Annotated in this window: 17 protein-coding genes; 8 read left to right on the top strand and 9 right to left on the bottom strand. The window is 49.6% G+C overall.

All coding sequences use genetic code 11. From position 1 onward, the window contains the following. Positions 1–24: 24 nt before the first annotated feature. The gene (locus tag B153_RS0121905) at positions 25–2,661 is read left to right on the top strand and encodes an ABC transporter permease (RefSeq protein WP_020598890.1); all 2,637 of its coding nucleotides are present in this window, start codon (positions 25–27) and stop codon (positions 2,659–2,661) included. 67 nt (positions 2,662–2,728) lie between these two features. Further along, complete coding sequence (locus B153_RS0121900; RefSeq protein WP_020598889.1) at positions 2,729–5,374, top strand: ABC transporter permease; 2,646 nt, start codon at positions 2,729–2,731, stop codon at positions 5,372–5,374. A gap of 58 nt (positions 5,375–5,432) precedes the next feature. Here the strand turns inward: B153_RS0121900 and B153_RS0121895 are convergent, their stop codons facing one another. Both B153_RS0121895 and B153_RS0121890 read right to left on the bottom strand, forming a co-directional pair. Further along, positions 5,433–6,047 carry a response regulator gene (locus tag B153_RS0121895; RefSeq protein WP_020598888.1) on the bottom strand — a complete coding sequence of 205 codons (615 nt, stop codon included), beginning with the start codon at positions 6,045–6,047 and terminating at the stop codon, positions 5,433–5,435. After that, positions 6,040–8,022, bottom strand: coding sequence for a tetratricopeptide repeat-containing sensor histidine kinase (locus tag B153_RS0121890; protein WP_157634781.1), 1,983 nt, complete (start codon positions 8,020–8,022; stop codon positions 6,040–6,042). Before B153_RS0121890 ends, B153_RS0121895 begins: the two co-directional genes overlap by 8 nt. A 136-nt stretch (positions 8,023–8,158) precedes the next feature. Here B153_RS0121890 and B153_RS38710 point away from each other — a divergent pair, with 136 nt between their 5' ends. Both B153_RS38710 and B153_RS35640 read left to right on the top strand, forming a co-directional pair. After that, entirely contained in the window at positions 8,159–8,293 is a 135-nt protein-coding gene (locus B153_RS38710; protein ID WP_281167747.1) for a hypothetical protein, read from the top strand. A 35-nt stretch (positions 8,294–8,328) separates the two neighbouring features. Next, positions 8,329–9,351: an OmpA family protein gene (locus tag B153_RS35640; protein ID WP_020598886.1), complete on the top strand. Its 1,023-nt coding sequence runs from the start codon at positions 8,329–8,331 to the stop codon at positions 9,349–9,351. Positions 9,352–9,438: 87 nt separating this feature from the next. On the opposite strand, the gene B153_RS0121880 is transcribed toward B153_RS35640, so the two are convergent. The 7 genes from B153_RS0121880 to B153_RS35635 form a co-directional block, all read right to left on the bottom strand. Continuing rightward, positions 9,439–10,884, bottom strand: coding sequence for an alpha/beta fold hydrolase (locus B153_RS0121880; RefSeq protein WP_020598885.1), 1,446 nt, complete (start codon positions 10,882–10,884; stop codon positions 9,439–9,441). 168 nt (positions 10,885–11,052) lie between these two features. Further along, positions 11,053–13,740, bottom strand: a complete 2,688-nt coding sequence (locus B153_RS0121875) for a permease prefix domain 2-containing transporter (RefSeq protein ID WP_020598884.1) — start codon at positions 13,738–13,740, stop codon at positions 11,053–11,055. A gap of 3 nt (positions 13,741–13,743) precedes the next feature. Further along, entirely contained in the window at positions 13,744–14,070 is a 327-nt protein-coding gene (locus B153_RS0121870; RefSeq protein ID WP_020598883.1) for a PadR family transcriptional regulator, read from the bottom strand. Positions 14,071–14,289: 219 nt separating this feature from the next. Continuing rightward, the gene (locus B153_RS0121865; RefSeq protein ID WP_020598882.1) at positions 14,290–15,099 is read right to left on the bottom strand and encodes a helix-turn-helix domain-containing protein; all 810 of its coding nucleotides are present in this window, start codon (positions 15,097–15,099) and stop codon (positions 14,290–14,292) included. 109 nt (positions 15,100–15,208) lie between these two features. Beyond that, the gene (locus B153_RS0121860) at positions 15,209–16,225 is read right to left on the bottom strand and encodes a nucleotidyl transferase AbiEii/AbiGii toxin family protein (RefSeq protein WP_020598881.1); all 1,017 of its coding nucleotides are present in this window, start codon (positions 16,223–16,225) and stop codon (positions 15,209–15,211) included. Beyond that, the gene (locus tag B153_RS0121855) at positions 16,218–16,832 is read right to left on the bottom strand and encodes a DUF6088 family protein (protein WP_026262352.1); all 615 of its coding nucleotides are present in this window, start codon (positions 16,830–16,832) and stop codon (positions 16,218–16,220) included. The genes B153_RS0121860 and B153_RS0121855 overlap by 8 nt, the downstream gene beginning before the upstream one ends. A gap of 228 nt (positions 16,833–17,060) precedes the next feature. Then, positions 17,061–18,350 (bottom strand): hypothetical protein, encoded by a 1,290-nt coding sequence (locus tag B153_RS35635; protein ID WP_211221700.1) that lies wholly within the window; start codon positions 18,348–18,350, stop codon positions 17,061–17,063. A gap of 203 nt (positions 18,351–18,553) precedes the next feature. Between B153_RS35635 and B153_RS0121840 the strand changes: the two genes are divergently transcribed. The 4 genes from B153_RS0121840 (at position 18,554) to B153_RS0121825 (ending at position 23,350) form a co-directional block, all read left to right on the top strand. Continuing rightward, positions 18,554–19,732 (top strand): hypothetical protein, encoded by a 1,179-nt coding sequence (locus tag B153_RS0121840; protein ID WP_020598877.1) that lies wholly within the window; start codon positions 18,554–18,556, stop codon positions 19,730–19,732. Positions 19,733–19,866: 134 nt separating this feature from the next. Next, positions 19,867–20,898 carry a right-handed parallel beta-helix repeat-containing protein gene (locus B153_RS0121835; protein WP_020598876.1) on the top strand — a complete coding sequence of 344 codons (1,032 nt, stop codon included), beginning with the start codon at positions 19,867–19,869 and terminating at the stop codon, positions 20,896–20,898. Between the two features lie 336 nt (positions 20,899–21,234). Next, the gene (locus B153_RS0121830; protein WP_020598875.1) at positions 21,235–23,001 is read left to right on the top strand and encodes a transcriptional regulator; all 1,767 of its coding nucleotides are present in this window, start codon (positions 21,235–21,237) and stop codon (positions 22,999–23,001) included. A 157-nt stretch (positions 23,002–23,158) separates the two neighbouring features. Then, on the top strand, positions 23,159–23,350 hold the full coding sequence (locus tag B153_RS0121825; protein ID WP_020598874.1) for a hypothetical protein: 192 nt from the start codon (positions 23,159–23,161) through the stop codon (positions 23,348–23,350). The last annotated feature ends 15 nt before the right edge of the window (positions 23,351–23,365 follow it).

Here is a 23,365-nt window from a genome sequence, read left to right as displayed (position 1 = left end):
CTTATGCCCCAACCCCTATGCCCAATGCCAAACCACCCACCCCGCTTCGCTGACCGCCTTTTGACCTGGTTCTGTGCCCCTCACCTGCACGAAGAAGTACTGGGCGATTTGCACGAACGCTACGCCTTACGCGTCAAACGACGGGGAGAAGTCAGCGCGAACAGGCGTTACTGGCTGGATGTGCTGGCCTATGTACGGCCGGAATTTATTCGAAGACAACCTGAACAATACCCTCAACCAACCAATACAACTATGCTACGGAATTATCTGAAAATTGCGTTTCGAAACCTGGCTCGCAATAAGGTTTCGTCGGCCATCAACATTGGTGGGCTGGCCGTTGGTATGGCCGTGGCTATGCTCATCGGCCTTTGGGTCTATGATGAATTTTCCTTCAACACCTACCACGAACATTACGACCGAATTGCTCAGGTGCAGAGCCGTGAATATGGTGAACAGGGTGTAGGCACGAACAACTCGGTACAGTATCCGTTGGGAACGGAGCTCAAAACCAATTACAAAGCCTATTTTAAGCACCTTGTTATGGCATCGTGGAATGTCGACAATGTGCTGTCGGCGGGAGACACGAAAGTCTCCCGAAAAGGGCTTTTTATGGAACCCGCAGCCCCTGAAATGCTCACGCTCAAGATGATTTATGGTTCTAGGGCTGGCCTGAACGATCCGCATTCCATTTTACTTTCCGAGTCTACGGCCAGGGCATTATTTGGCGATGTTGACCCCGTGAATCAATTGATGAAAATCAACAACAAGCTTGACGTAAAAGTGACGGGGGTATATGAAGATTTGCCGCTGAACACGCAGTTTAATGAAGTGAAATTTCTGGCCCCATTCGACTTGTGGGTATCCGATAATGCCTGGATCAAAGAGAAGGCCATGACCGACTGGCAGAACCATTTTCTGAAGGTTTATGCTGAAATCAACCCAAATACCGATTTCGAAACCGTCTCAGCAGCTATCAAAAAGGCTGAAATAAAAAATCTGGCCAATTTTCCGGAACAGGCCAAACTGTCTCCAGAGGTTTTTCTGCTGCCTATGCGTGACTGGCGTCTACACAATTACAAACGTGGTGTTATCGACGAGGGGCCAATGCAAATGGTATGGCTTATCAGCATTATCGGAGCCTTTGTTTTGCTGCTGGCCTGTATCAATTTCATGAATCTGTCAACGGCCCGTTCCGAAAAACGAGCTAAAGAAGTGGGTATTCGGAAAGCCGTTGGTTCGGTACGAAAGCAGTTGGTGAATCAATTTTTTAGCGAGTCGTTTTTAGTGGTTGGCCTGGCTTTTGGGCTGGCCCTTTTACTGACTTCGGTTTCTCTGCCCTCCTTCAACGACGTAGCGGCCAAACAAATGACCATTCCCTGGGCAAATCAATGGTTTTGGATCGCAAGTCTACTCTTCATTTGCTTTACAGGCTTCGTGGCGGGTAGCTATCCTGCCTTGTATCTGTCTTCGTTCCAGCCTGTTAAAGTACTAAAGGGAACCTTCCGGGTAGGCCGTTTTGCATCCATACCCCGCAAAGTGCTGGTCGTAACACAGTTTACGGTATCAGTCACGTTGATTATCGGTACGATCATCGTGTTTCGTCAGATTCAGTTTGCCAAGAATCGGCCGGTGGGCTACACCCGTGATGGGCTGTTGATGGTAGAAATGAAATCGGGCGATTTTTATGGCAAACATGAACTGCTCCGGGCCGAGCTTCAGCGTACAGGTGCCGTTGAGGAAATGGCTGAATCGATGGGGAAAGTTACCGAGGTTTGGTCGGGCAATGGTGGATTTAACTGGAAAGGTAAAAATCCGTCATTGGACGATAGTTTTGGAACACTGGTCGTAACGCCGGAGTATGGTAAAACGGTGGGCTGGCAGCTTGTAAAGGGACGCGATTTTTCCAGAGAATTTAAAGCCGATTCGTCGGGTATCGTTATCAACGAAGCGGCTGTTAAGTACATGGGATTGAAACAGCCGATTGGCGAACGGGTTAGCTGGAAATTTCAGGATCAGCCCATTCTGAATTTCAGAATTTTAGGGGTTATTAAAGATGTGGTGATGGAATCGCCTTATGAGCCAATCGTTCCAACGGTTTTTATGATTCGAGCACATGGCCTCCCTAACTGGATGCACATTAAAATCAAGCCGAACGTTAGCGTGAGCGAAGCGCTGCCGAAGATCGAAGCCGTCTTTAAAAAGATAATTCCTTCGGCTCCCTTCGAATATAAATTTGCCGATCAGGAGTACGCCCTAAAATTTGCTGCCGAAGAGCGTGTTGGGAAACTGGCCTTTGTATTTACCATACTGGCCATTTTTATCTCCTGCTTAGGGCTGTTTGGACTAGCTTCGTTTATGGCCGAACAGCGTACCAAAGAGCTTGGTGTACGCAAAGTGCTTGGCGCTACTGTGCTCAACCTTTGGGGATTGTTATCCAAAGAGTTTGTGATGCTGGTTGCCATTGCCTTTGTGATTGCCACACCCATCGCCTGGTATTTTCTGAGCAACTGGCTTCAGAAATACACCTACCGAACCGAAGCCTCGTGGTGGATATTTGCTGTTTCGGGTGCCGGAGCCCTGTTCATCACGCTCCTGACCGTCAGTTTCCAGAGCATTAGAGCCGCCTTGGTGAATCCCGTAAAATCGTTGCGATCTGAATGAATAGCATAGGGTATGGGGTTAGGGGCATAGGGTTCCTGCTCCTCCCCATGCCCTAACCCCATGCCCTATGCCTCATATACCACCCCGTCTCGCCGACCGCCTACTAACCTGGTTCTGCGCTCCGCACCTGCGTGAAGACGTACTGGGCGATTTACACGAACGATACGCCCTCCGTGTCAAACGACTGGGCGAAACCAGGGCGAACGGGCGCTATTGGCTGGACGTACTGGCCTATGTACGACCTGAGTTTATTAAACGAAAACCTTCTGAATACGCTAATCCTGCAATGACAAGTATGTTACGGAGTTATCTAACCATTGCGTTTCGGACGCTACTGAAAAACAAGGGCTATTCGGCGATTAATAGCATCGGACTGGCGCTGGGTATCGCCTGCTGTATGGCCATTGGTCTGTATGTCTTCGACGAATGGCAGTATGACCGTTTTCATGCCAACTTCAACCGAATCTATCGGGTAGTTGAGCACCAGAAGCAAGCTGATGGGATGCACAATGTGGCGGTGACTCCCGGTCCGTTGGCTCCTACGCTCACTAACGATTTCCCGGAGGTGGAACAGACCGTCCGGATTGGCCGCTGGTCGGGGACAGTTGGTTATAAACAGACCGTTGCCGAAGCGACCGAAATGTTGATTGTCGATCCTTCATTTTTTCGGGTGTTCGATTTTTCGCTGGTGGCTGGTAATGCCCAAAAAGCGCTGTCGAGCCCTAATGAGATAGTCATTAGCGAGAGGATGGCCGAGCGGCTGTTTGGCCCAAACTGGGCGCAGCAGCCTATTATTGGCCAATCCATTGATTTTACGAAAGACGACCATTTCACGTTGGCGGGCGTAGCGAAGAATCCGCCTGTACGTTCGCACCTTCAGTTCGATGTGTTGTTGCCCTACAAATGGCTGGAGAAAACTGACGAATGGAGTCAGAAATGGAACAGCAACAGCTACCATACCTATATTCTGCTAAAACCTGCTCTAGCCGATGCGTCAGCAGACCTGGCTCGTTTTGAGGCTAAACTGAGCGGACAGCTCAAACACTACCAGAGCGACACCGAGAATACATTGTATTTGCAGCCGTTGCGCGACATTTACCTCCGGTCGGTTTTTGATTTCCAGACCGATTGGGGCCAGCGAAGCGACATTCTCTACGTGCGCATATTTCTGGCAGTGGGCTTTATTGTGCTGTTGATCGCTATTGTCAACTTCATAAATCTAGCGACGGCGCGGGCTTCACAGCGTGCACGAGAGGTGGGCGTGCGGAAAACAGTCGGGGCGAAACGGTCAGGAATTGTCATTCAGTTCCTGGGCGAATCGCTGCTGATGACAAGTCTGGCCGTTGCGATTTCTCTCGTGCTGTTACAGACCAGCATGCCACTTTTCAACGACCTGTCGGGCAAAAGCCTGGAACTGCCTCTTCATGAGCCCATGTTCTGGCTGGCTCTGTTCGGACTTACCTTGGTGGTTAGTTTACTGACGGGACTTTACCCGGCCTTCTTCCTGTCGTCGTTTCGGCCTGTGCAGGTGTTGAAAGGCACCGTGAACTCGCTGGGGTTATCGGTGAAATCGGGTCGCCGATTCCGGCAGTCGCTGGTGGTGGGGCAGTTCTCGCTGGCTATTGCACTGGCTATTGGTAGCGTCGTGATTTATCGGCAACTAGCCTTTATTCAGGATAAGAAGCTGGGTTTCGATCAGTCGAAGCTGCTGTATGTTCGGATGAAAGGTGACCTACGATTCAACGCTTTACGGCTCAAGCGCGAGGTCGAAAAGCTTCCTGGCGTAGCCCGCGTATCGGCTACAACAAGTGATCTGGTCGACATCACCAACTCATCCAATATTGAGTGGGAAGGTCAACAACCGAACGATGCCTTTCTGATCACGAATATGAACGTCGATGCCGATTTTGTATCAACAACGGGTATGCAACTGGCGGCTGGCCGCAATTTTTCCTGGCGAATCCCGTCGGATACGTCGGCAACGATGGGCGCATTTTTAATTAACGAAACGGCCGCTAAACGCATGGGCTGGACGCCCGAACAGGCTATCGGTAAACGTATTCGATTCTGGGGCCCGTTGGGCCGGGTAGTGGGCGTACTGAAAGATTTTCATTTCCGGCCCCTGCGTGTTTCCATCGAACCTTTTCTGTTCCGATTTCGTCCCGACAATCCGTATTTCAATATGTTGGTGAAAACCGCACCGGGCGCTTCGTCCGAGCGAGTGATTGCTGGTTTGTCGGTTGCTTACAAAAAGTTCGAGCCTGTTAGTTCATTCCAGTACGGCTTTGTCGATCAGGATCTGGATGCCCAGTATCGAGTCGAGCAACGCACTGGGCGCATCATCCTGTATTTTTCGATCCTGTCGATATTCGTTTCCTGCCTGGGTTTGTTTGGGCTGGCGGCTTTCACGGCCGAGCAACGCACCAAAGAGATTGGGGTTCGGAAAGTGCTGGGGGCCAGTGTAGCCAGTATTGTAACGCTGCTTAGTAAGGACTTTCTGAAACTGGTCTTCGTGGCTATCGTTTTAGCCTGTCCAATGGCCTGGTACGCCATGAACCGCTGGCTTCAGGATTTCGCTTACCGGGTCGATATCGAATGGTGGATGTTTGCCCTGGCGGGCCTGCTGTCGGTGACTGTGGCGCTATTGACGGTTAGTTTCCAGAGTGTAAAAGCCGCGTTGATGAACCCCGCCAAATCGTTGCGGTCGGAATGATTAAAGAGTGAAAGAGTGATCCATCCGGCAGGCTTTCACTCTTGCGCTCTTTCACTCTTTAGATTAGCTTATTCGTTATCGCTAGCTTAATCAACTGGGCGGTGTTCTGTACGTCGTATTTGGCCAGCATGTTTTTTCGGTGGCTGTTGACGGTACTGACATCCACAAACAACTGGTCGGCAATTTGCTGATTGGTAAGGCCGTCGGCTATTTTAACCAGAATCTCGCGCTCCCGGCGGGTCAGTACCGGTAAGCTCATTGGGTCTGGTTTGTTGAGGGTTAGGGACGCCGACAGGCTGTAATAGGGTTTGTGCTGGACAACCGTCTTGATGGCGTCAACAATTTCATACTGAGCGGCATCTTTAAGGATATAGCCACTGGCCCCGTTTTCGATGATCTTTTTGATAATCGCTTTTTCGTTGTTGATGCTAAGGGCCAGAATGTGAATGGTCGGGTATAGGTCTTTGACCTGCTTGCACAAGTCCAGGCCATTGGTGTCGGGAAGGTTGATGTCCATCACGATCACGTCCGGGTGCTGATGCTGAAGCTTCATCAGAAGGTCTTTGCCCGTAGCCATAATTCCCAGACAATTTAGAGCCGGTTCTCGCTCGAATATGGCTTTCAGACCTTCCGACACCAGGGGATGATCTTCTACAACCAATAGGTTAATCATGGTTTAGCGGGATTTCGATGTAGTACGAACACCCCTTGCCAGGTTCGGTCTGGAGGTCGATGGTGCCCTTAAGATAGGTAATCCGGTGGTATAGATTCTGAATGCCCATGCTTCGGCTTTTATTTACCTGCTTTGGGTCAAACCCTTTACCGTTATCTTCAATGGTCAGGTTAATTTGACCTGCTTTGGCCATGATCTGTATCAGCACTTCGGTTGCTTGGGCATGACGGACAATATTGGTCGTTAGCTCCTGCACCACCCGGTAAATGGTGGTTTTGTAGAGGTTGTCGAGGTCAACGGTGTCCAGCCCGAAGGTTTGGTAGGTAAAATTAAGGTCAGTGTTATCGGTTAAGGTCTGGATGTAATCGCGGAGGGCTTCTTCGAGACTGAGCCTGACCAAGGCTTCGGGCATCATATTGTGCGACACCCGGCGTAGTTCGGCCAGCGAAGCATCCAGCAGATTCATGCTTTTCTCGAACGCCAGCGCGTTTTCTTCCGACAGTACGAAGGTTTGTTTCATGGCTTGAAAGGAATATTTAACACTGGACAAAATGCCACCGAGTCCGTCGTGCAGGTCTTTGGCCAGGCGGCTCCGTTCGTCTTCCTGCCCTTTTACAAGCGCATGGCTGGCCAGTAACTGCTTTTCATTTTCCAGTTGCCTGAGGGTCTGTTCGTATAAGGCTTTTTCCTGCTGCTGAACCCGCGCCCTGTTTCGCATCCAGAGTCCAAAAAAGAGTAGCGCCCCCGCCAGCACAATCACCGAAAAAACCAGCAGGCTCACCAGCCGTTTGCGATTCTGATTTTCGAGCGAGAGTTGCTGGATAGCCGTTTCTTTCTTCTCGGTTTCGTACTTCGTGGCCAGTTCACGGGTGGTTTTTACGATGGTGTTGTTTAGTCTCACATCCCGCAACGAGTCGGCTAGTTGTTCGTAGTGAGCAGCTTGCTGTAGGTCGTTTTTAGCGGCCAGTAAAAGGCGGGCATACTGGGAATAATAGGCTTGTAAATGTTGGCTGTTGCCCAACCCACGGGATTCAGATAAGGCCTTTTCGATATGGAATAGGGCAGGGGTAAACTGGTTTTGGTAGTAATACCCTACCGAAAGCCAATAGTGTCCCCAGGCCGTTCGGTCGGGCGATTGCAGCCCCGGACTCAACTGGTTCAATGCCTGTGCGTGGGCGAGAATGGTTTGAAAATGGCCTGTTTCCAGATCATGCTGACACTCGTTTTGCAGGGCATCGGCCAGGGCTACGGTATCGTTCAGCTTTCGGGCAAGCGTAATGATCTGCTGATTTGTTTGGTTGGCTTCAGTGCGTCGGCGCAGCTTCCAGAGAATGGCTTCTTTATTGACCAGATGGCTTAAGTAAAACCCATCCTCAGATGCCCGGCTGATAGCAATGGCCTGGTCGATGTAGGTCAGGGCGGTTTCGGGCTTGTCGGTTTGCATAAACACCGAACTCAGGTTGTTGTAGACATTGGCCAGTTTGACGCTATCCTGAAACGACTCGAAAATGGGCAATGATTTGAAGTAATATACTGTGGCCGAGTCGAGCCGCTGCATCAGCCCAAAGGTATTGCCCATGTTTTCGTACATGATGCCTTCGCGCATGGGGTCTTTCCGGGCCCGACTCAGCGCCACGCCCTGCCGGAGTAGGGTCATACACTGGTCGTATTTACCTTCCAGATTCAGTAGCTCACCTTCGCTCGAATAGTATCGGATGATGCCCCGTACAAACCCCAGTTGCTGGCTCAGTACATGGCCATCGTGGTAGTAACGTCGGGCGGTTTTGATGTCGTTATACGCATACTCGTCGCCAATTTTGTTCAGTAACTTAACCCGATTGGTATCCGGTTGCGATGCCGACAGTTTTTTCTGCAAAGCCGCCAATTCGCCCGTTTGTGCCAGAATCTCCGTACAATAGCCACAGACGGTCCATGTAAACAAAGCGATAAGCAAGCTTCTGGCAATCAGCTTCATGGTTTGAAAGTAAGTGTCGGAATGGAAATCCAAAAAAAGTACTTTTTCAGCAATAAAAATTCCCCCTTTTAGGGGAAATGAAACAACTGCCAACGCCTTACTTTTGACCCGTTCCCCAATCCTTTCACTACTGACTATGAAACTAGTGCTGGCCAGCCTACTTATATACGTTGGCACTTATAGGCCCGTGTATGGGCAGCGGCTTCGAAAGCGCCCTAACGCCCACATTACGGGCCGATTCAAAGTACGCCGGAAGGCCGATCGATTCTAACTTATTAACCATTCACAAACACGTAAAAACAAATTATGAAGAAATACTTTTTGTTGGGGATTGTGCTGTTCGCGGGCAAGACACTGATGGCTCAGGACATGAAAGCCTACCAGAATTATGATTTTGTAGCGGGCGACAAAATCATTTTTAGCGATGATTTTCAGGATAGTCAGGTGGGTGAATTTGGAACCCATTGGAAACTGAAAGAAGGGCAGGCTGTTGTGAATAAATCGGGCGACGAGAAAGCTTTTTTTATTACGAAGTACTACACCAGTCTGGCTCCCCGCGTAAAAACACCCGCCTATTTGCCTAAAGATTTTACCATCGAGTTTGACGCTTACCTGGATGCCAGTTACGATTCGAATCCGGGCATTCGGATTAAATTGATGAATGGTGAGGACGCACCCATTACGATTGAGACAAATCGTGACTACACTACTTTTTTTGGCCCCGAAGGCAAACTAAACAGCGACAATCCCGAAGAGGTCCGGGCGGAGAATTATTTCAACAAATGGATTCACTATGCGATTGCTGTAAAAGGTAACCAGCTAAAAGTGTACGTCAACCAGTATCGGGTGCTAAGCGTACCGGAAGTAACGTTTAAGGCCACAACGTTATTGGTCAGTGGTGATGCCAGCGAGGGAAAGGCGATTGCCTTTAAGAACTTTAAACTGGCGGCAGGTGGTGATCAAAACCTGATTGGCAAAGCCTTTACCGATGGCAAATACATCTCACACGGTATCAACTTCGATGTGAACAAGGCGGTAATCAAACCGGCTTCGATGGGCGAAATCAATGCCATAGCCAACATTCTGAAACAGAATCCGGCCCTGAAAATGGAAATCGGTGGTCATACCGATTCGGATGGCGATGATGCCAGCAACCTAAAACTATCGGAAGCGCGGGCCAATGCCGTGAAGACTCAATTGGTATCGATGGGGATTGATGCCAGTCGATTGATGACCAAAGGGTACGGCGAAACCAGGCCCATTGGCGATAACAAAACAGCGGAAGGCAAAACCGAAAATCGACGGGTTGAATTTGTGAAAATAGGATAGCGCCGGGCAGAGGGGTAAGGGCAGAGGGTGTAGGGCGTAGGGCTTAGGGTTTCCTACCTTTGCCCTTACCCCCATGCCCTACGCCAATCAATACACCACAATCTCCGGTTTGTCCGACTTTAGTTTCTGATACGGGTTGGTCAGGAACGCCTGAAACAGACGAGCCCAGTCGGGGCCGCCGACGCCATGCGAGCGGAGTTTGAACAGGACTCGCTGGCTATTGGGCATGTAATGATGGATTCGATCAATGTAAAGTGGCCGACAGGCGTTGTCCAGTTCGCCATCGACCAGCAAGGCGGGTTTGTTGGAGTAAAAAGGCCTTTTGGTATTCGGATTAATCGGCGGCACCTTCCAGCAGTCGCACAGGGGTTGGTAAACATCATTGATGTGATACCCACGCAGGTACGGATAGGCATCGTAGAGTTGCTGTTTTACCTGTTCGCTGTGATAGGCTGTCTGATCGGCACAATAGACGGAAAGGCGCATGCCCGAAGGACCACTGTAACCACTTAATTTGCTGTCTAAAACCTCTTTAACATAGTGGTGATTGCCTTGTATCATCTCTGTAATGATATAGGGAATGTGCTTGATTCTGGAGGCATTATACATCACATTGACCAGATAGTCGAGTAATTCATTCCGCGTGTACTGCACTCGCAGGGTGTCTTTTGCGCCTTTTTCCAGGTACGGGAACGTAAATGTTTTGCCTTCGATGCTGTTGAAGTAGTGTTCGAAGTGAGCCTTTAAGTTGCCATACCGGGCTTTGTCGGTCGAGTCCCGTTCAACATGATCGAACAGGATGTTGAGGGCTTCGGCAAAATTGGCCGGTTCATCTTCGTCGATCGGTACAAAGATGGGCAGCGGAGAATCCAGGATTAACGACCGGATGCGCGTAGGATCGCGCTGAAGAACAGCCGACATCAAGCCACCGCTATACGAAATACCCAGCAGGTTAACCGAATCGATCTTGAGCGTAGCCAGCAGATCATGCATGTCGGACACGGTTTCGTCGGTGTTATAGCCCGCCAGGTCGATCCCTTTGGCTTCCAGTGCTTTTTTGTACCGTTTCACCCCGACCACTTCCATGCTGTCTTTGTTCAGGTTTTTGCGGTAAGCTTCCTGAATGGCCTGCCCTAGCTCAGGGCCATCCAGGTTCGGGACGGCATAATAGGTGCCCCGTTGTTCAAAGGCAATGCAATCGCGGTCGTTTATAACGAGCGACGAAGCCGCTCCCTGCACCCACCCCAGTGAACTGGCACCGGGACCGCCACCCGTGAATAGGATAGGGTCTTTCTTTTTGGCTGGGTTTTTACTTTCTACGAGAATAAAAGGCAGTTTAATGGTTTTTCCATTCTTCTTTTTCCGGTTTTCGGGTACAATCAGGTAGGCACAACGGGTTCGAAATGTGCTGTCTATTTTGACCTGACAAGGGCAGGTTTCCAGTTGACGAACAACACCCGGCTGGCTTCGAGCTGGCGTGAAGAATGAAATGAAGAGGGAAATGAGTAGGGGAAGTGTTAAGAATCGGTTCATTGGTATCTGCTTTTTTCGGCAAAAAAATCGGATTGCTCGCGCAGATTTTAGTAAAAAACGGACAATCTCAATCCCCACAACCGATTAAAACCTCTATTCCATGTTTGTTCCAGCGCGGCAAGCTGGAAACTTCCGATTACCGCGCTGGTTACTGACAGAACACTCATTTTATTCGCTTCGTAAGGAATTTATTGGGTTCGTCAGCGCGCTGGCAATCGTTTTACCGCCAATGGATAGCAAAACCAGTAAGAAGACCAGTAGCGCAGGACCTGCAAAAAGCCACCAGCTCAGTTCGATGCGGGTAGCATAATTAGCCAGCCAGTTGTTGACCAGAAAATACGTAACCGGCAAGCCGATCAGAATGGATACCAATACGGTTCGTATAAAATCTTTCGAGAGTAGAACGAGCAGGTTCGTCGTACTGGCTCCGATCACTTTACGAATCCCGATTTCCTTGGTTCGTTTGGAAACTGTAAACGTCGCTAAGCCGAACAGCCCCAAACAGGCGATCAAAATGGCAAATACGGTCAGGCCACCAAAGACCTGCTGAAAGCGATCATCGGCCTTATATTGTTTGTCGTACTCACTATCCAGAAAGAAATACCTGAACGGCGAATGGGGGAAATTGGCTTCGTAAACGCGCTTCAGCGTAGCCAGATGCTCCTCCGCATTGCCGCCGGTAAACTTCACACTGGCAAATGAACTGAAGTGGGGAGAGTACAGCAGGATAATGGGAATAAAAGCGGATTTGGGCGATTCGTAGTGATAGTTTTTGACAACGCCCCGAATCGTTGCCTGACGCCCCCACAAATCGACTCGTCGGCCGATGGCTTCCTGGGGTGTTGGAATCTCCCACAGTCGCAGCGTTTCTTCGTTCACAATGAGTTGGCGGTCGGTGGTGTCCGAATCGACCGGTCGGGTGGTAGCATCGAAGTTTTTGCCCGCCAGGAGCCGGATACCCATCAGGTCGATAAACGAGGTGTCGATTGGTGTCAGGTAGTAGTTGTAGTACGTTTTTTTGATGGCGTCGGACAGATTGACGCCCGTGCTTGTGCCCATTTGCGACGACTCCAGCCCTGGTACGGTGCCTGAATACGCGATCGATTTGACCTGCGATTGACTGAGTAACATTTGCCGAAATGCATCATAAGCCTGTTTGCTGTTGTTGCCAATCGGCGCTTTGACCACCAGCGTATGATCCATGCGAAGACCTAAGTTTTGTTTCCGCAGAAAAGCTACTTGCCGATACACCGTAAACGTCTGGACCAGTAGAATAAGGGTAATGGTCAGTTGGAAAATAACTAACGACTTGCGCAGAAACGTACCTTTGGCGGAGCGAGAAAAATTGCCTTTGAGGACTGTAATTGGCTCGAATGAGGACAACACAAAAGCCGGATAAATGCCCGACACGCAGCTACTCACTACTAAAAAGGCCACCAGACTTTCCCAGAAAAAAACGTCCCCAAACACGGTAAACCCTTCGGGCAAACCCGCTACCTGGACGAACACCGATTGCAGAGCCGCCACCAATCCTACAGCCAGAATCCCGGCGATACCATTGATCAAAACCGTTTCCAGAAAAACCTGGGTTCTGATCTGGGCTAATGTAGAACCAATCACCTTTCTCATACCAACTTCCTTTGCCCGGTCGAGGGCTTTGGCAGTGGTCAGATTCACGTAGTTGACAAAGGCGTTTAGCAGTACCAGAAACGCTACGCCCAGCAGGAAGTAGACAGACTGCGCTTCGCCATTGGGTTCAATTTCATAGGTTTTGTGAGAATACAGATGGATGTCGCCGATTTTCTGGCCGATCACGCGCTCGTTGGTTATCTTCTTTTCCTGTAGCAATCGATCACTAAAGGCTGACAGTGATTTAGTGAATTTCTCATAGTCGACACCGTCTGCTAGTTGCAGATAGGTGTACAGATTGTTGCCGTTCCAGTCGTCTTCTTTTTGGTTAAAATCCGATAGGAGTGTCGGATAGGAGAAAACCATATCAAATTTCAGATGCGTGTTGATCGGGCTATCGGGCATTACACCCACGACCTCCAGCAGGATGCTGTTTTCGGGCCGGAAAATTTTCAGGGTTTTGCCAAGTACATCCAGCGTTTTGAAATAGGTCAACGCCATTGTTTTGGTCAGCACAACCTGCCTGGGTTTGGTGAAGATATGATTTCGGGTGCCCCGGATAAGCGGGTAGCTGAACATGGAGAAAAAGGAAGAATCGGCGGCCAATGCTTTATCCACGACAGAATAGGTATCGCCTTGCTGAATGGTTAGTCGTTTACTGAAGGGTTTGGCCCGTGTGTAGTTCACCACTTCATTCATTTCCCGCTTTGCTTTGGGGCCAATCGGGTTATAGGTTTCGGCATCCTGAGCATTCACTGTTCCCCCATTCAGATAGTCCATGGTGAGCCGTACAATCCGATCCGCTAGTGGATTGGCCTTCTCATAACTCAGTTCAAAGCGCACGTACTGGACAATGAGCAATGCAACGGCCAGGCCAGTTGCCAGACCCACCAGATTGATGAGCGTGAATGTGTTGTCTTTGCGGACTATCCGCAGGGCAATCTTGAGGTAATTGCGAATCATAAGCGGAGCGAGAAAAAAAGGGGATGAATAAGGGCTTCCAGACGTGGTTCGGAGTCGGCGGGCGATGAAATAAGGGCGGCAAAACCGAATGACCTGCCCGATATACAAACGTCGGGCAGTCGACTCGCCCAGTTCGGCGACCTGCTGCTCAAATTGTTCATGCAGGTCGCCCAGTAACTCTTCCTGCAACGCTTCCGGGCAGAAGAGCTTCAGCAACCGATCGGCCCAGGCGGGTGGTAACAATGGATGTGGTGGCTGCGGCATGGCTTATAAAAAGGATAGGTTGGGTATAGCTTCCCACAGGTCATTACGAACCTGCCGTAACTCATCCAGCGTCCGTTTGCCGTAGGCCGTGATCGAGAAAAGTCGTTTTCGGCGTCCACCCCGGGCGGCCGTTGCCCCGCCCAACTCCGATTGAACAAACCCTTTCTCTTCCAGCCGATACAGGGCAATATGCACCCCGCTGAGGTTAATGGAGCGATGAGTTCGTTGCTTTAACTCTTCCGCAATATTGAGTCCGTAGGCCGATCCATTCAGAATGGCCACTGTCAGGAGGACAAGTTCTTCAAATTCACCCAGATAGGTTCTGCCCATAGCCACGATTTTGTTAGTTAAGCCATTTTCTTACTATTTGCTAAACAAATGAAGTGCCATATATGTAATGTACAGATAATCAGGTTTTTGTGTTGGGGTTGAATGCAATTAGCTGTCCGAAAGCGTACAGTTTATGTCCGCTCCTGAACAGAATGGATGGGTTAATTCTCGTCAAAGCGACGGGTAGACGGGTTAAGCTGCCGTACAAAACGGGCGTTTTTATCGTCTGCCTGCGCTTAATTTTTTACCCGTAAACTTGACGACATCCTTGTAGAAATGGCTCATGTCGTAATAGCCGTAGTCGTAGGGGGAGAAGTGATCTTTATGCGCCACGTAATTCGAAAGGGCTGCTCGGGTGCGCATGGTGGACAGGTACTGCTTGGGCGGGGTGCCAATAACCCGATGAAAATAGCGATTGATTGTTTTGGAGGTCAGAAACAGGCGGTCGGCGAGTTGACCCGTGTGCAGTTCCATACCGTTCTTCCCAAACGTGCCAATGGTATTGCTCACGATTGTCCGGTAATGGTCAGGTTTATTCCGGCCGTTCAACCGACTCAGGAGGAACGACTCAAGCAGATTGATGCGCTCGTCAAAATCGGTGGACTGTTTAACACGCTGAATGAGCGTCGAAGGTAAAATGGTTTCCAGCGGCACTACCTGATCGCTGAACTGCACCTGATTGATGCCCAGAATCGCTTCCAGCCCACCCGGAAAAAACTTAACTGTAACAATGTGATCGGTTGGCAGATTATGACGCTCCACGATGGTATTTCTCAGAATGAGTACATCGGTCTGCTTCTGAATCTGGTATACGTTTGCCCCTACGGTTAGCTGGTAGGGTTCTCCCAGATTGATGTAGCAGGTCGGTGTCCAGCTAGGAAACATCCTGACGGTAAACGGATTATTGGCTACCTGCCGAAAGGTGTCTTCGGCCGACGATTCGGAAATGAACTCAATGAACTCCTTCAGCTCATTTTGCGGAAGATAGAATCGGTACAGCTTTCGGATATTGTCGAAAATTTCCGTCATCGATTAGTAATAAGTGGTACAACAACTGCATTAATTCTATTTCAAAATCATCAATCTCCCGGTAGCTTGCCAATTTTACGTTGTTTAAATACTGTATGTTTCTGCTCCACTACCATGTAATGCCGTTGATACACTTTTGTAAGGTCGTTAATTTTTCAATAAGCTCCACAAAAGGCCAGGTTTCGCCGTAAATCATGTTTTCCTGCATTTGGCGGTAGTCGGCCTCCCAGTCGGCTAGTAAATGTGTGGGTGGCACAAAGGCCAGTTTGTCGCGGCTATGGTTGGCGTAATCGATCCCGGTAATAGACGTGAACCGTTTGCGGTGGTCCACAATGGTTTGGTATAAATCGGCGTCTTTTAAGGCAAGGTCAGCAAAGGCAGATTGGCTTAGCTTTTCAATGTCGTACAGGTGGCGGCTCAGGCGGTCGACCCGGATTTTGTCGGCGGGTTTCTGAAATTCTTCATGCAACAGGAATATTTTTTCCAGAAATGTTCGTTCGGGATTGACCACCGGGATGGTTATCGGCGCGTCGGCAAAGGGACGTTCGCTAAACTGCTCCGCAACCAGCGTCGTAAAGGTGCGGTGGGTGGTGGGTTCTCTCAACGACCGGCAACCCACCTCAACCAGCACACGGGGCTGCACGTATGTCTCCTGCTCGGTTAGGCTTGGGTAATAAATCTCAACAATAAGCGGGTCCTGATCCGACTGCCCGGTATGTTGATAGCTTACGTTTACCCCCGTAAAACCAGCTTCGTTGAATTTGGCGTTGAGTTCTGGCAGAAACGTTTGCGTCATGAACTGGTAAGACGCTTTACGAAGCTTTTTAATCGTTTGCCGGTCCAGATCACCCGGATAGCCAAGGTAATCCCGGTCGATAGCCAGGTCAATATCTTCGGAAAACCGCTGAATCAACCCCCAGCCTTTGCTTAAGGATGTGCCGCCTTTGAAGATCAGCGCAGGGGCGCATTCCATCGAAAACACCAGCGCCAGCGTATGCACCACCCACCAATCTTTCTCAATAGCCACGGCGGGTAGCCCCATGCGTCGGGCTGTTTCATTAAAAATATTCAACCGGGTTGCACCGGGCAATTGCAACCAGGTTTGCAAACGTACTTTATCAATCATGCATGCGTGTATTGATGAGTGGGCGCAAAAGTTGCCTTATCCACTCAGGGGCTACGTTAATGTCGTGCTGGAGATGATACGGTTTTTCGTCTTTAAGCCGCTCCCCAATAAGTCGTAGTTCATCGGCCGTTACCTTGTCTTTGCCAAGGGTACGCAATGCCTGAATAACCAGCTTACTGATTTCGCCGGTAGCGGCCAGACTTCGGGCACTGGCCTTTTTAAACGTAATTGTCTGTTTGCCTACTGTTACCTTGCGCGGAGATGCATCGGTATAATAAACGATGTTTAAGGGAACCTGCGTTGTAAGACCTAATTTATAGAGGGCATAACTGCCGGTGGGTACTATCCGGGCTTTATCGCGTTTGGCAATGGCAGCCGCAATGGTTTCAATGTCTGGTAGAATCGGGCCAATGACCTCATCTTCAACGGGCCTGACATACATGCCGGTGGCAGCGCGGTATAGCTTCCCGTCCTGCACCAATCGCTCCAGGGCTTTGGCTACCGTTTTGGCAGTGGCAATACGTAAAAAATTATCAACAAAAAACACTGTGCCCCTTCGGGAACGTGATACTTCTTCAAGTATTTGTATTTCAGTGTTTTCTAGCATTTTTACATATACGTTTCGTCGTAAATTTAGCAATAATTTGCGACAAGATCAGACTGTCACATCAGTTGTGTTCAGATGTACTTATTGCCTACTTAAACGTCAACAAAAAGAGAAAGAAACTGATTTATAAGCTAACTCCATACAAACTCAATGTACGCCTTCAGTTCATGTTGCGGAAGATAGAATCGGTACAGTTTTCGGATGTTGTCGAAAATCTCCGTCATGAGATCAGCGCGGATTAAATGCCTGAAAGACGGTTTTGCCACCAGTCTGTAAGGTTATATCTTTCACGGCCCCCGTTCCCCGAAAACCATATACGATCCCGACAATTTCTACTTTCGACGTCGGCAAGGCGGCTGAGTAGGCGACTTTGCCATTGACCGTGTAATAGACTTTCTGCCCATCGCTATGGCAGGCTACAGGCACCCAATCCGAAAAATCGACGCCCAGACCGGATAGATTCGTGTTTTTGCCGGATACACTTCGGGCTCCATCCATCAGCATCAGATCAGAAACACAGCCTTTCGTACAGAGCGGTATCGAAATAGGCATGTCGTTGGTCATCAGCACAATCCAGGATACCTGGCAAGTGGCGGAACCTTCGCTGTATTCATTTTTTACCCGACAGTCGAACGCGAAATCCGTAATGGGCACGGGTTCGAAATTACCGACGTTGAAGTATTTTATTAAAGGCGCTTCGGGTTGTAGGGCTACATTTTTCTGCTGAATGGTCGCAATGGGCAATCGCATCATGCCCGACGTCAGAAATTCGGTCGGTTTCAGATAGACCGGAATGGATTTGGTCGTAATGGTACCTAACCAGCCGTTGGTAGGAATCAGTAATGAATGCTCCTTCACAATCTCATGCCCCACAACCAGCTTGGCCCGGTAAAACCCCGGTTCGTAATAGATAGACGTATGGGTCTGCCCATCTTTAGCCACCACCTCGCGTCGGGTCTGATCCCAGGATTGCTGAATATAGACCGAATCGGTTGGCGAGTTCGACGCATTGTAGGTGAAAATGACGGAGTTGGGAAGGGTGCGGGTGAGTGGTTTGCTGCTAAAGCTGTACTGAGTCGAATCGACCTGCGGGTGTTTCTGTTCAAACGCCACTATGACAAGCAGGACAATTCCAAGCGTTATGCCTGACATCCAGCCTACCCGACGCCAGTTGATGGACGGTTTCATGGGGATGGCCAGTAGGGATGAATCCGGTTGATCAGGTTGGGGGACCGATTCGGCCGGAACTTCCTGCGACCGAACAAACTGCCGCCAGTCGGCAAAACCCGCAAACTGAGCCAGTGTATTCAACGTGGTGCCACTGGGCAAATGCTGGTAATCGACCCGCCCCCAGATGCGTCGCAGCGTACTCGCACTCAGCGAAACACCTGTTTCGTCCAGAATGCGTTGCTGTAAGTTCTCAAAATCAGCGCTGGTCCAGGTTTCGACGGCTCCCCAATCGAGTTTCTGTTCGATCAATTGTTTGCACCGTAGCAAATCAGTAGAGTCAGAAACCATTGTTAGTCAGTGTGATAAAACTTGAAAAAACTTGAATTCGAAATGATTATACGCCGGTGTACTTTCTCGGTACGTTTGCTGGCACATTCTTAATCAATGCACGAGTTTACATGTTTTTACGATCATTTCCGATGCCTCCCATTGCCTTTCAAACGATCCCTTGCTGTGTTTTCGTCCGTCCGAACCCTTTAATCACACTCCGTATGTATCGACTCCCTTTTCTGCTGATGTTTCTTCTGGTGCTGGCGCGGCCAATGTACGCCCAGAAACCCCCCGTTCGTAAACCGCAGGAACTACACATCCCTATGAACGCCGAACGGTGGAGCTATGCACCGGGGCAGGTTGAGTTTCTGCCCGGAAAAGAGGCTGGTATTATGAAAATAATCAAAGGCCCCAAAAGCATCGTCCTGAAAGACGTAACCTTCGGCAATGGCACTATTGAATATGACGTCGAACTCACGGGGCCTGGATTTCCCGGGATCAATTTTCGAATGGATGCCGACCAGCAGAACGGCGAAAACTTCTATATCCGTTCGTTCGGGAAAGTAACCCCCGACGTTCGGACCACGCTGCAATATGCACCGATCATTAAGGGAATGAGCATGTGGGATCTGACAGACGAATACCAGACGGGTGCTACCCTAGTCGAGACGGGTTGGAATCATGTAAAACTGGTGGTTTCGGGTCGGCAGCTAAAAGCGTATGTGAATGACATGAGTAAACCGGCGCTGATTGTGCCTGAACTGGAAAGCCCCGAAAAGTCGGGAGGTATATCGCTGAGCGGTACGGTCAATTATGCCAATCTGGTTATCAAACCTGATGTAACAGAAGGGCTCAATCCGGAAGCAGGGTATAACCTCGTTACGCACGATACGCGCTACCTGCGAAACTGGCTGGTCAGTGAACCTATCCAACTTCCGTTTGGCAAAGAGCCGGTTATTGGCGTTCAGAGCACCTACGGAAAAACCAGCCGGGCCGAGCTACCCGATAGCACCACGCGCTGGTCGCCCATCAGCGCCGGAAGCCGGAATATGGTCAACCTGAGCGGACGGTATGCCCATAAAGATGGTGAAGTACGTCTGATGGCCTGGCTCAAAACTAGCATTCAATCCAGTAAAGCCCAGGAACGGCTGCTAAATCTGGGCTTCAGCGACGAAGTATGGGTGTTTGTGAACGGTCAATTCCTGTATGCCGACAAAAATTACTTCGGAACTCCGCAGCAGAAATATCCGGCTGGCCGCTGTACGATTGACAATACAACCATCCGACTGCCCCTGATAGAGGGTAATAACGAAATCCTGATCGGGCTGGCCAATTATTTCTACGGCTGGGGCATTATCGCCCGCCTGGATGATACCGTCGGCATTCAGACGATGAAATAAATGCAGACGAACAGGGGTATTCAACTGAACCTGTTTAAACTTTCTTATTAGCCGGAAAATGGAGTGGTTTTGTCCTGCTGACGCAGGAAGCATGACAAAAACTAATCTGATTGATTCTTTCTAAACTACTTACTATGAATAAGATTGTCCGAAATGCTTTTATTCTCAGCGCTTTTAGCCTGTCGCAGCTCAAGGCCCAGACGTTGTATGTCGATGCCGTCAATGGCAAAGACAACGCGTCTGGCGCGCAGACTTCACCCGTTGCCAGTATCGAAAAAGCCGTAGCGCTGGCGCACGATTTTTCGGGAAACGAACCCGTAACCATTAAACTAGCTCCGGGCTTATATACGCTTCAGAGCCTGGCCGAACTCAGAACAAAGCAACAGCCCGATAAAGCAGGTTCATACACGCTGGAAGCCATCACCCTGCCCGATGACGCCGACTGGCAACCTACCAAAATGCCAGTCATCCAAAGCGTGTCGGCCAACAATTCAACGGTTCAGTTTCCGCATACCGTTGGTTTTCTGGTAGATCAGAATAACGTGAGCTTCAAAGGGCTCAAGTTTTTGGGGAATGCCAATCCGGCTGTGAAGTATTACTATCCCATTTCCCGAAAAAACGAAAGTCTGACTGGACTGACTGTGTCGCAGTGTTATTTTATTGGTGAGAAAAATTCATCACCCATTCAGGGAGCGATCTGGGCGCATGGGGGCGGTACGCACGTAGATCACACCATTTTCTACGGCTGTAAAAACGCTCTGTTGCTGTTCAAAGCCATCAAGGATTTTTCGCTAACGAACTCGATTGTGTCCGGTTCTTACGAAGCCGCAGTGTGGTTCGGACAGAATGATCCAGATTTTCAGTTTAGTAATAACCTGATTACCAACTGTGAATACGTATGGCTTCGCCCCGAAAACACCGCGCCCAAATATACCTTTCGGAATTCGGTCATTACGGGGAATGCACATTACATGGGATTTTTTGGCCCCAAAGGGGCTGTAGAAGCCACGGAGAATAATCAGGTCGAACAGAATGTGAAAAAATCCGGGAGTATTGTACTGAGCGAGGTAAAAACCAACGGCTTACCCGCCGACTACTTGAATCCATTGCCACAGTCTGAAGGCTATGCACTGAAGGCTGGTATTTTTAAAATCCCGAAACCGTGATGGCCCCAAACGATCTGACAATACCTGCACCAGCCTACATTGACTTACGTGGAAGTAAACAGATAGCGTAGAAGAGAAATAACGAAAAATAACGGCGGTATCTCTGGCCTATTTCAAGCCAGAGGTACCGCCGTTTGGTGGATGGCGAGCGCGAAAAGCCTTGTGTATGAGAAGTCTAAGCCGAATAGAAAATAGTACTTACTGTCAGGTGTCTGTTCCTGAATTCCCATTATCTTGCCATAGACATTTAGACGATAGGCTAAGGCTAATAAATACGTGGGCCTGAGTGTCCTTCTAGATGACAGGGGATTTGGGTAGCCTTCAGAAAAACAACGTATGAAAACCTTGAAAACTCAGTGGAGCAAGCGGTTGCTGCTTCTGAGTGGACTTTTTATCCTGGCTGTGTCGGTACGGGCGCAGGTCGATACGCTTTTTCGCTACAGCCCCGACCAGCGGATTTTCAAGCTTTGGCAACATCCTATCTGGAAAGATATCTGGGAAGGCCCCCACTATACAGCCAGGGATACTACCCGCCTATTTGCCCAACTCGATAAGCTTCAGGAATTTGCCAGCGAGCAGGACGACGAACGGCTGTACTGGTATGCTGATCTGCACAAAATCCTGTTTCGTCATAATCTGGTCGACGTTACGGACCAATTCTCTACGGTGCTCGACGAGGCCGAAGCGCACATGGATCAGTGCCCGGTTCCGGTAGTTAAAGCGTCGTACTGGCATATGCGGGGCATGTATTATTTCGGTGAGCGTGAATTTGATAAAGGATTTCGGTGGTTGCTGAGGGCACAGCATGAATTTGAGCGGATTGGCTATCAGCATATTCCCGAGATCAATAAATACCTGACCAATTTTGGCAGTCGCTATTATGCTTTCGAAGATTACGATACATTTCTTCGGTATATGGAATTGGCCTTCCACTACCCGTTTCTGACCCGACGGGATGAAGTGGCTACGTACAATAACACAGCGATGGTGTATCAGCGGCAAAAAGCCTATGCCAAAGCCGATGCACTGTTTCGTAAGGTCATTAAGCTGGCCAGAACCTATGGCGATTCAACCTATGTGGGCATCGCTGCCAGTGGATTAGGGCATAACTTATTAGTGCAGAACGAACCTAAGCAGGCTTTACCGTATTTATATCCCGGCTATAGGCTTTGCCTGAAAGAAGCGTCGGAGTTATCGGCGGTTACGGCCTTATACGTAGCAGAGGCTCTTCTGGCGCTGGATAGTACGGCAAAAGCAAAAACGTATATCGACCTGTCGGCTCGGATTGTAACCCGTAATAAACACTGGGCCAATTACCCGCTTACGTACTACCAGGTTCAGGCGCAATACTTCAAAAAAACAGGTAACTATCCCAAAGCAACCTTGTATCTGGACTCAACTCAGGTATTGAAAGATTCGCTACGGGCGGTTTTTAGCAGTAAGGTCGTTACCAATTCGACCATTAAGCTGAATGCCGAACGGTATGTGAGCCGACTTGAGCAACTGGAAGCTGAAAAGGCCAATGCAATTCTGATTCGGAATGTCATCATCATAGGGCTTGTGCTGCTCACCATGGCGGGGATTTACGCGCTCAATCAGAATCGGCTCAAACGCCAGCGCGAACGACAGGTTCAGGCCGAACAACAAAAACGAGCCGATGACCTGCTGGCGCATGCAACCGTTCAACTGGATCAGTACATGAGTCATTTGAAAGAAAAAAATGAACTTATCGAGAAATTGTCGGCCGAATTAAATCAGGCAACTGACTCAGGGCATCCGCCAGCTACAGTGGTCAGTCCGGCACCCATAGAAAGTATGCTTCAACAGGTGATTCTGACCGAGGCCGACTGGCAGCAGTTTAAGCATCTGTTTGAGCAGGTGTACCCTGATTTTTTTCAAAACCTGCAGGACCGTTATACCGACCTGACCCCGGCCGAAATCCGGCTTCTGGCTTTGTCGAAGTTGGGAATACCCAGCAAAGACATGGCCTTTATGCTGGGGATGGCGCAGGAGAGTGTGCGCAAAGCCCGTTACCGACTCCGCAAAAAATTGGAGCAGCTCGACCCCGATACCACGCTGGAGAGCTTAATCAGAACGTTATAGGGTGCTTTGTTAATCTACAGGAAATGAGTTGTTTGGGGGTACTGTCTACGGCCTGTCCCGCAGCTTGTCCACGCTTTGTCCACGGCTAAAATTAGCCATTTCTTCCCGTTTCTTCCTGTTTTGCATCGGTCTGTTTCTATCCCCGACAGGCCTTCCGATGCCCTTTTCCTATTCTCTATTTACGACCGCTCCCCAACGTCGCTGGTGGCTCTCGCTGGCGATTTTAGTGCTGATTGCCTGTATGCTGATGGGTAGCGTATGGCTCTATTACGCGAAGCAGGTGGAGCAGCTCGACCAGCAGCTTCAGCAACTGCCCGATTCACTGTCGGTACCCCATAAACCTTCCTGACCAATCGATCAATCA

The organism is Spirosoma panaciterrae DSM 21099, from assembly GCF_000374025.1.
In the GTDB taxonomy this organism is placed as follows: Bacteria; Bacteroidota; Bacteroidia; order Cytophagales; family Spirosomataceae; genus Spirosoma; species Spirosoma panaciterrae.
Note: the sequence above shows the minus strand (reverse complement) of the source record. Positions and strands in the feature narration are given on the sequence as shown.

Bases quoted from the DNA above. Each gene is read 5' to 3' on its own strand.
- B153_RS0121905 (WP_020598890.1), top strand. From the start codon at position 25: ATGCCAAACCACCCACCCCGCTTCGCTGACCGCCTTTTGACCTGGTTC.
- B153_RS0121900 (WP_020598889.1), top strand. From the start codon at position 2,729: ATGCCTCATATACCACCCCGTCTCGCCGACCGCCTACTAACCTGGTTC.
- B153_RS0121895 (WP_020598888.1), bottom strand. From the start codon at position 6,047: ATGATTAACCTATTGGTTGTAGAAGATCATCCCCTGGTGTCGGAAGGT.
- B153_RS0121890 (WP_157634781.1), bottom strand. From the start codon at position 8,022: ATGAAGCTGATTGCCAGAAGCTTGCTTATCGCTTTGTTTACATGGACC.
- B153_RS38710 (WP_281167747.1), top strand. From the start codon at position 8,159: ATGAAACTAGTGCTGGCCAGCCTACTTATATACGTTGGCACTTATAGG.
- B153_RS35640 (WP_020598886.1), top strand. From the start codon at position 8,329: ATGAAGAAATACTTTTTGTTGGGGATTGTGCTGTTCGCGGGCAAGACA.
- B153_RS0121880 (WP_020598885.1), bottom strand. From the start codon at position 10,884: ATGAACCGATTCTTAACACTTCCCCTACTCATTTCCCTCTTCATTTCA.
- B153_RS0121875 (WP_020598884.1), bottom strand. From the start codon at position 13,740: ATGCCGCAGCCACCACATCCATTGTTACCACCCGCCTGGGCCGATCGG.
- B153_RS0121870 (WP_020598883.1), bottom strand. From the start codon at position 14,070: ATGGGCAGAACCTATCTGGGTGAATTTGAAGAACTTGTCCTCCTGACA.
- B153_RS0121865 (WP_020598882.1), bottom strand. From the start codon at position 15,099: ATGACGGAAATTTTCGACAATATCCGAAAGCTGTACCGATTCTATCTT.
- B153_RS0121860 (WP_020598881.1), bottom strand. From the start codon at position 16,225: ATGATTGATAAAGTACGTTTGCAAACCTGGTTGCAATTGCCCGGTGCA.
- B153_RS0121855 (WP_026262352.1), bottom strand. From the start codon at position 16,832: ATGCTAGAAAACACTGAAATACAAATACTTGAAGAAGTATCACGTTCC.
- B153_RS35635 (WP_211221700.1), bottom strand. From the start codon at position 18,350: ATGGTTTCTGACTCTACTGATTTGCTACGGTGCAAACAATTGATCGAA.
- B153_RS0121840 (WP_020598877.1), top strand. From the start codon at position 18,554: ATGTATCGACTCCCTTTTCTGCTGATGTTTCTTCTGGTGCTGGCGCGG.
- B153_RS0121835 (WP_020598876.1), top strand. From the start codon at position 19,867: ATGAATAAGATTGTCCGAAATGCTTTTATTCTCAGCGCTTTTAGCCTG.
- B153_RS0121830 (WP_020598875.1), top strand. From the start codon at position 21,235: ATGAAAACCTTGAAAACTCAGTGGAGCAAGCGGTTGCTGCTTCTGAGT.
- B153_RS0121825 (WP_020598874.1), top strand. From the start codon at position 23,159: ATGCCCTTTTCCTATTCTCTATTTACGACCGCTCCCCAACGTCGCTGG.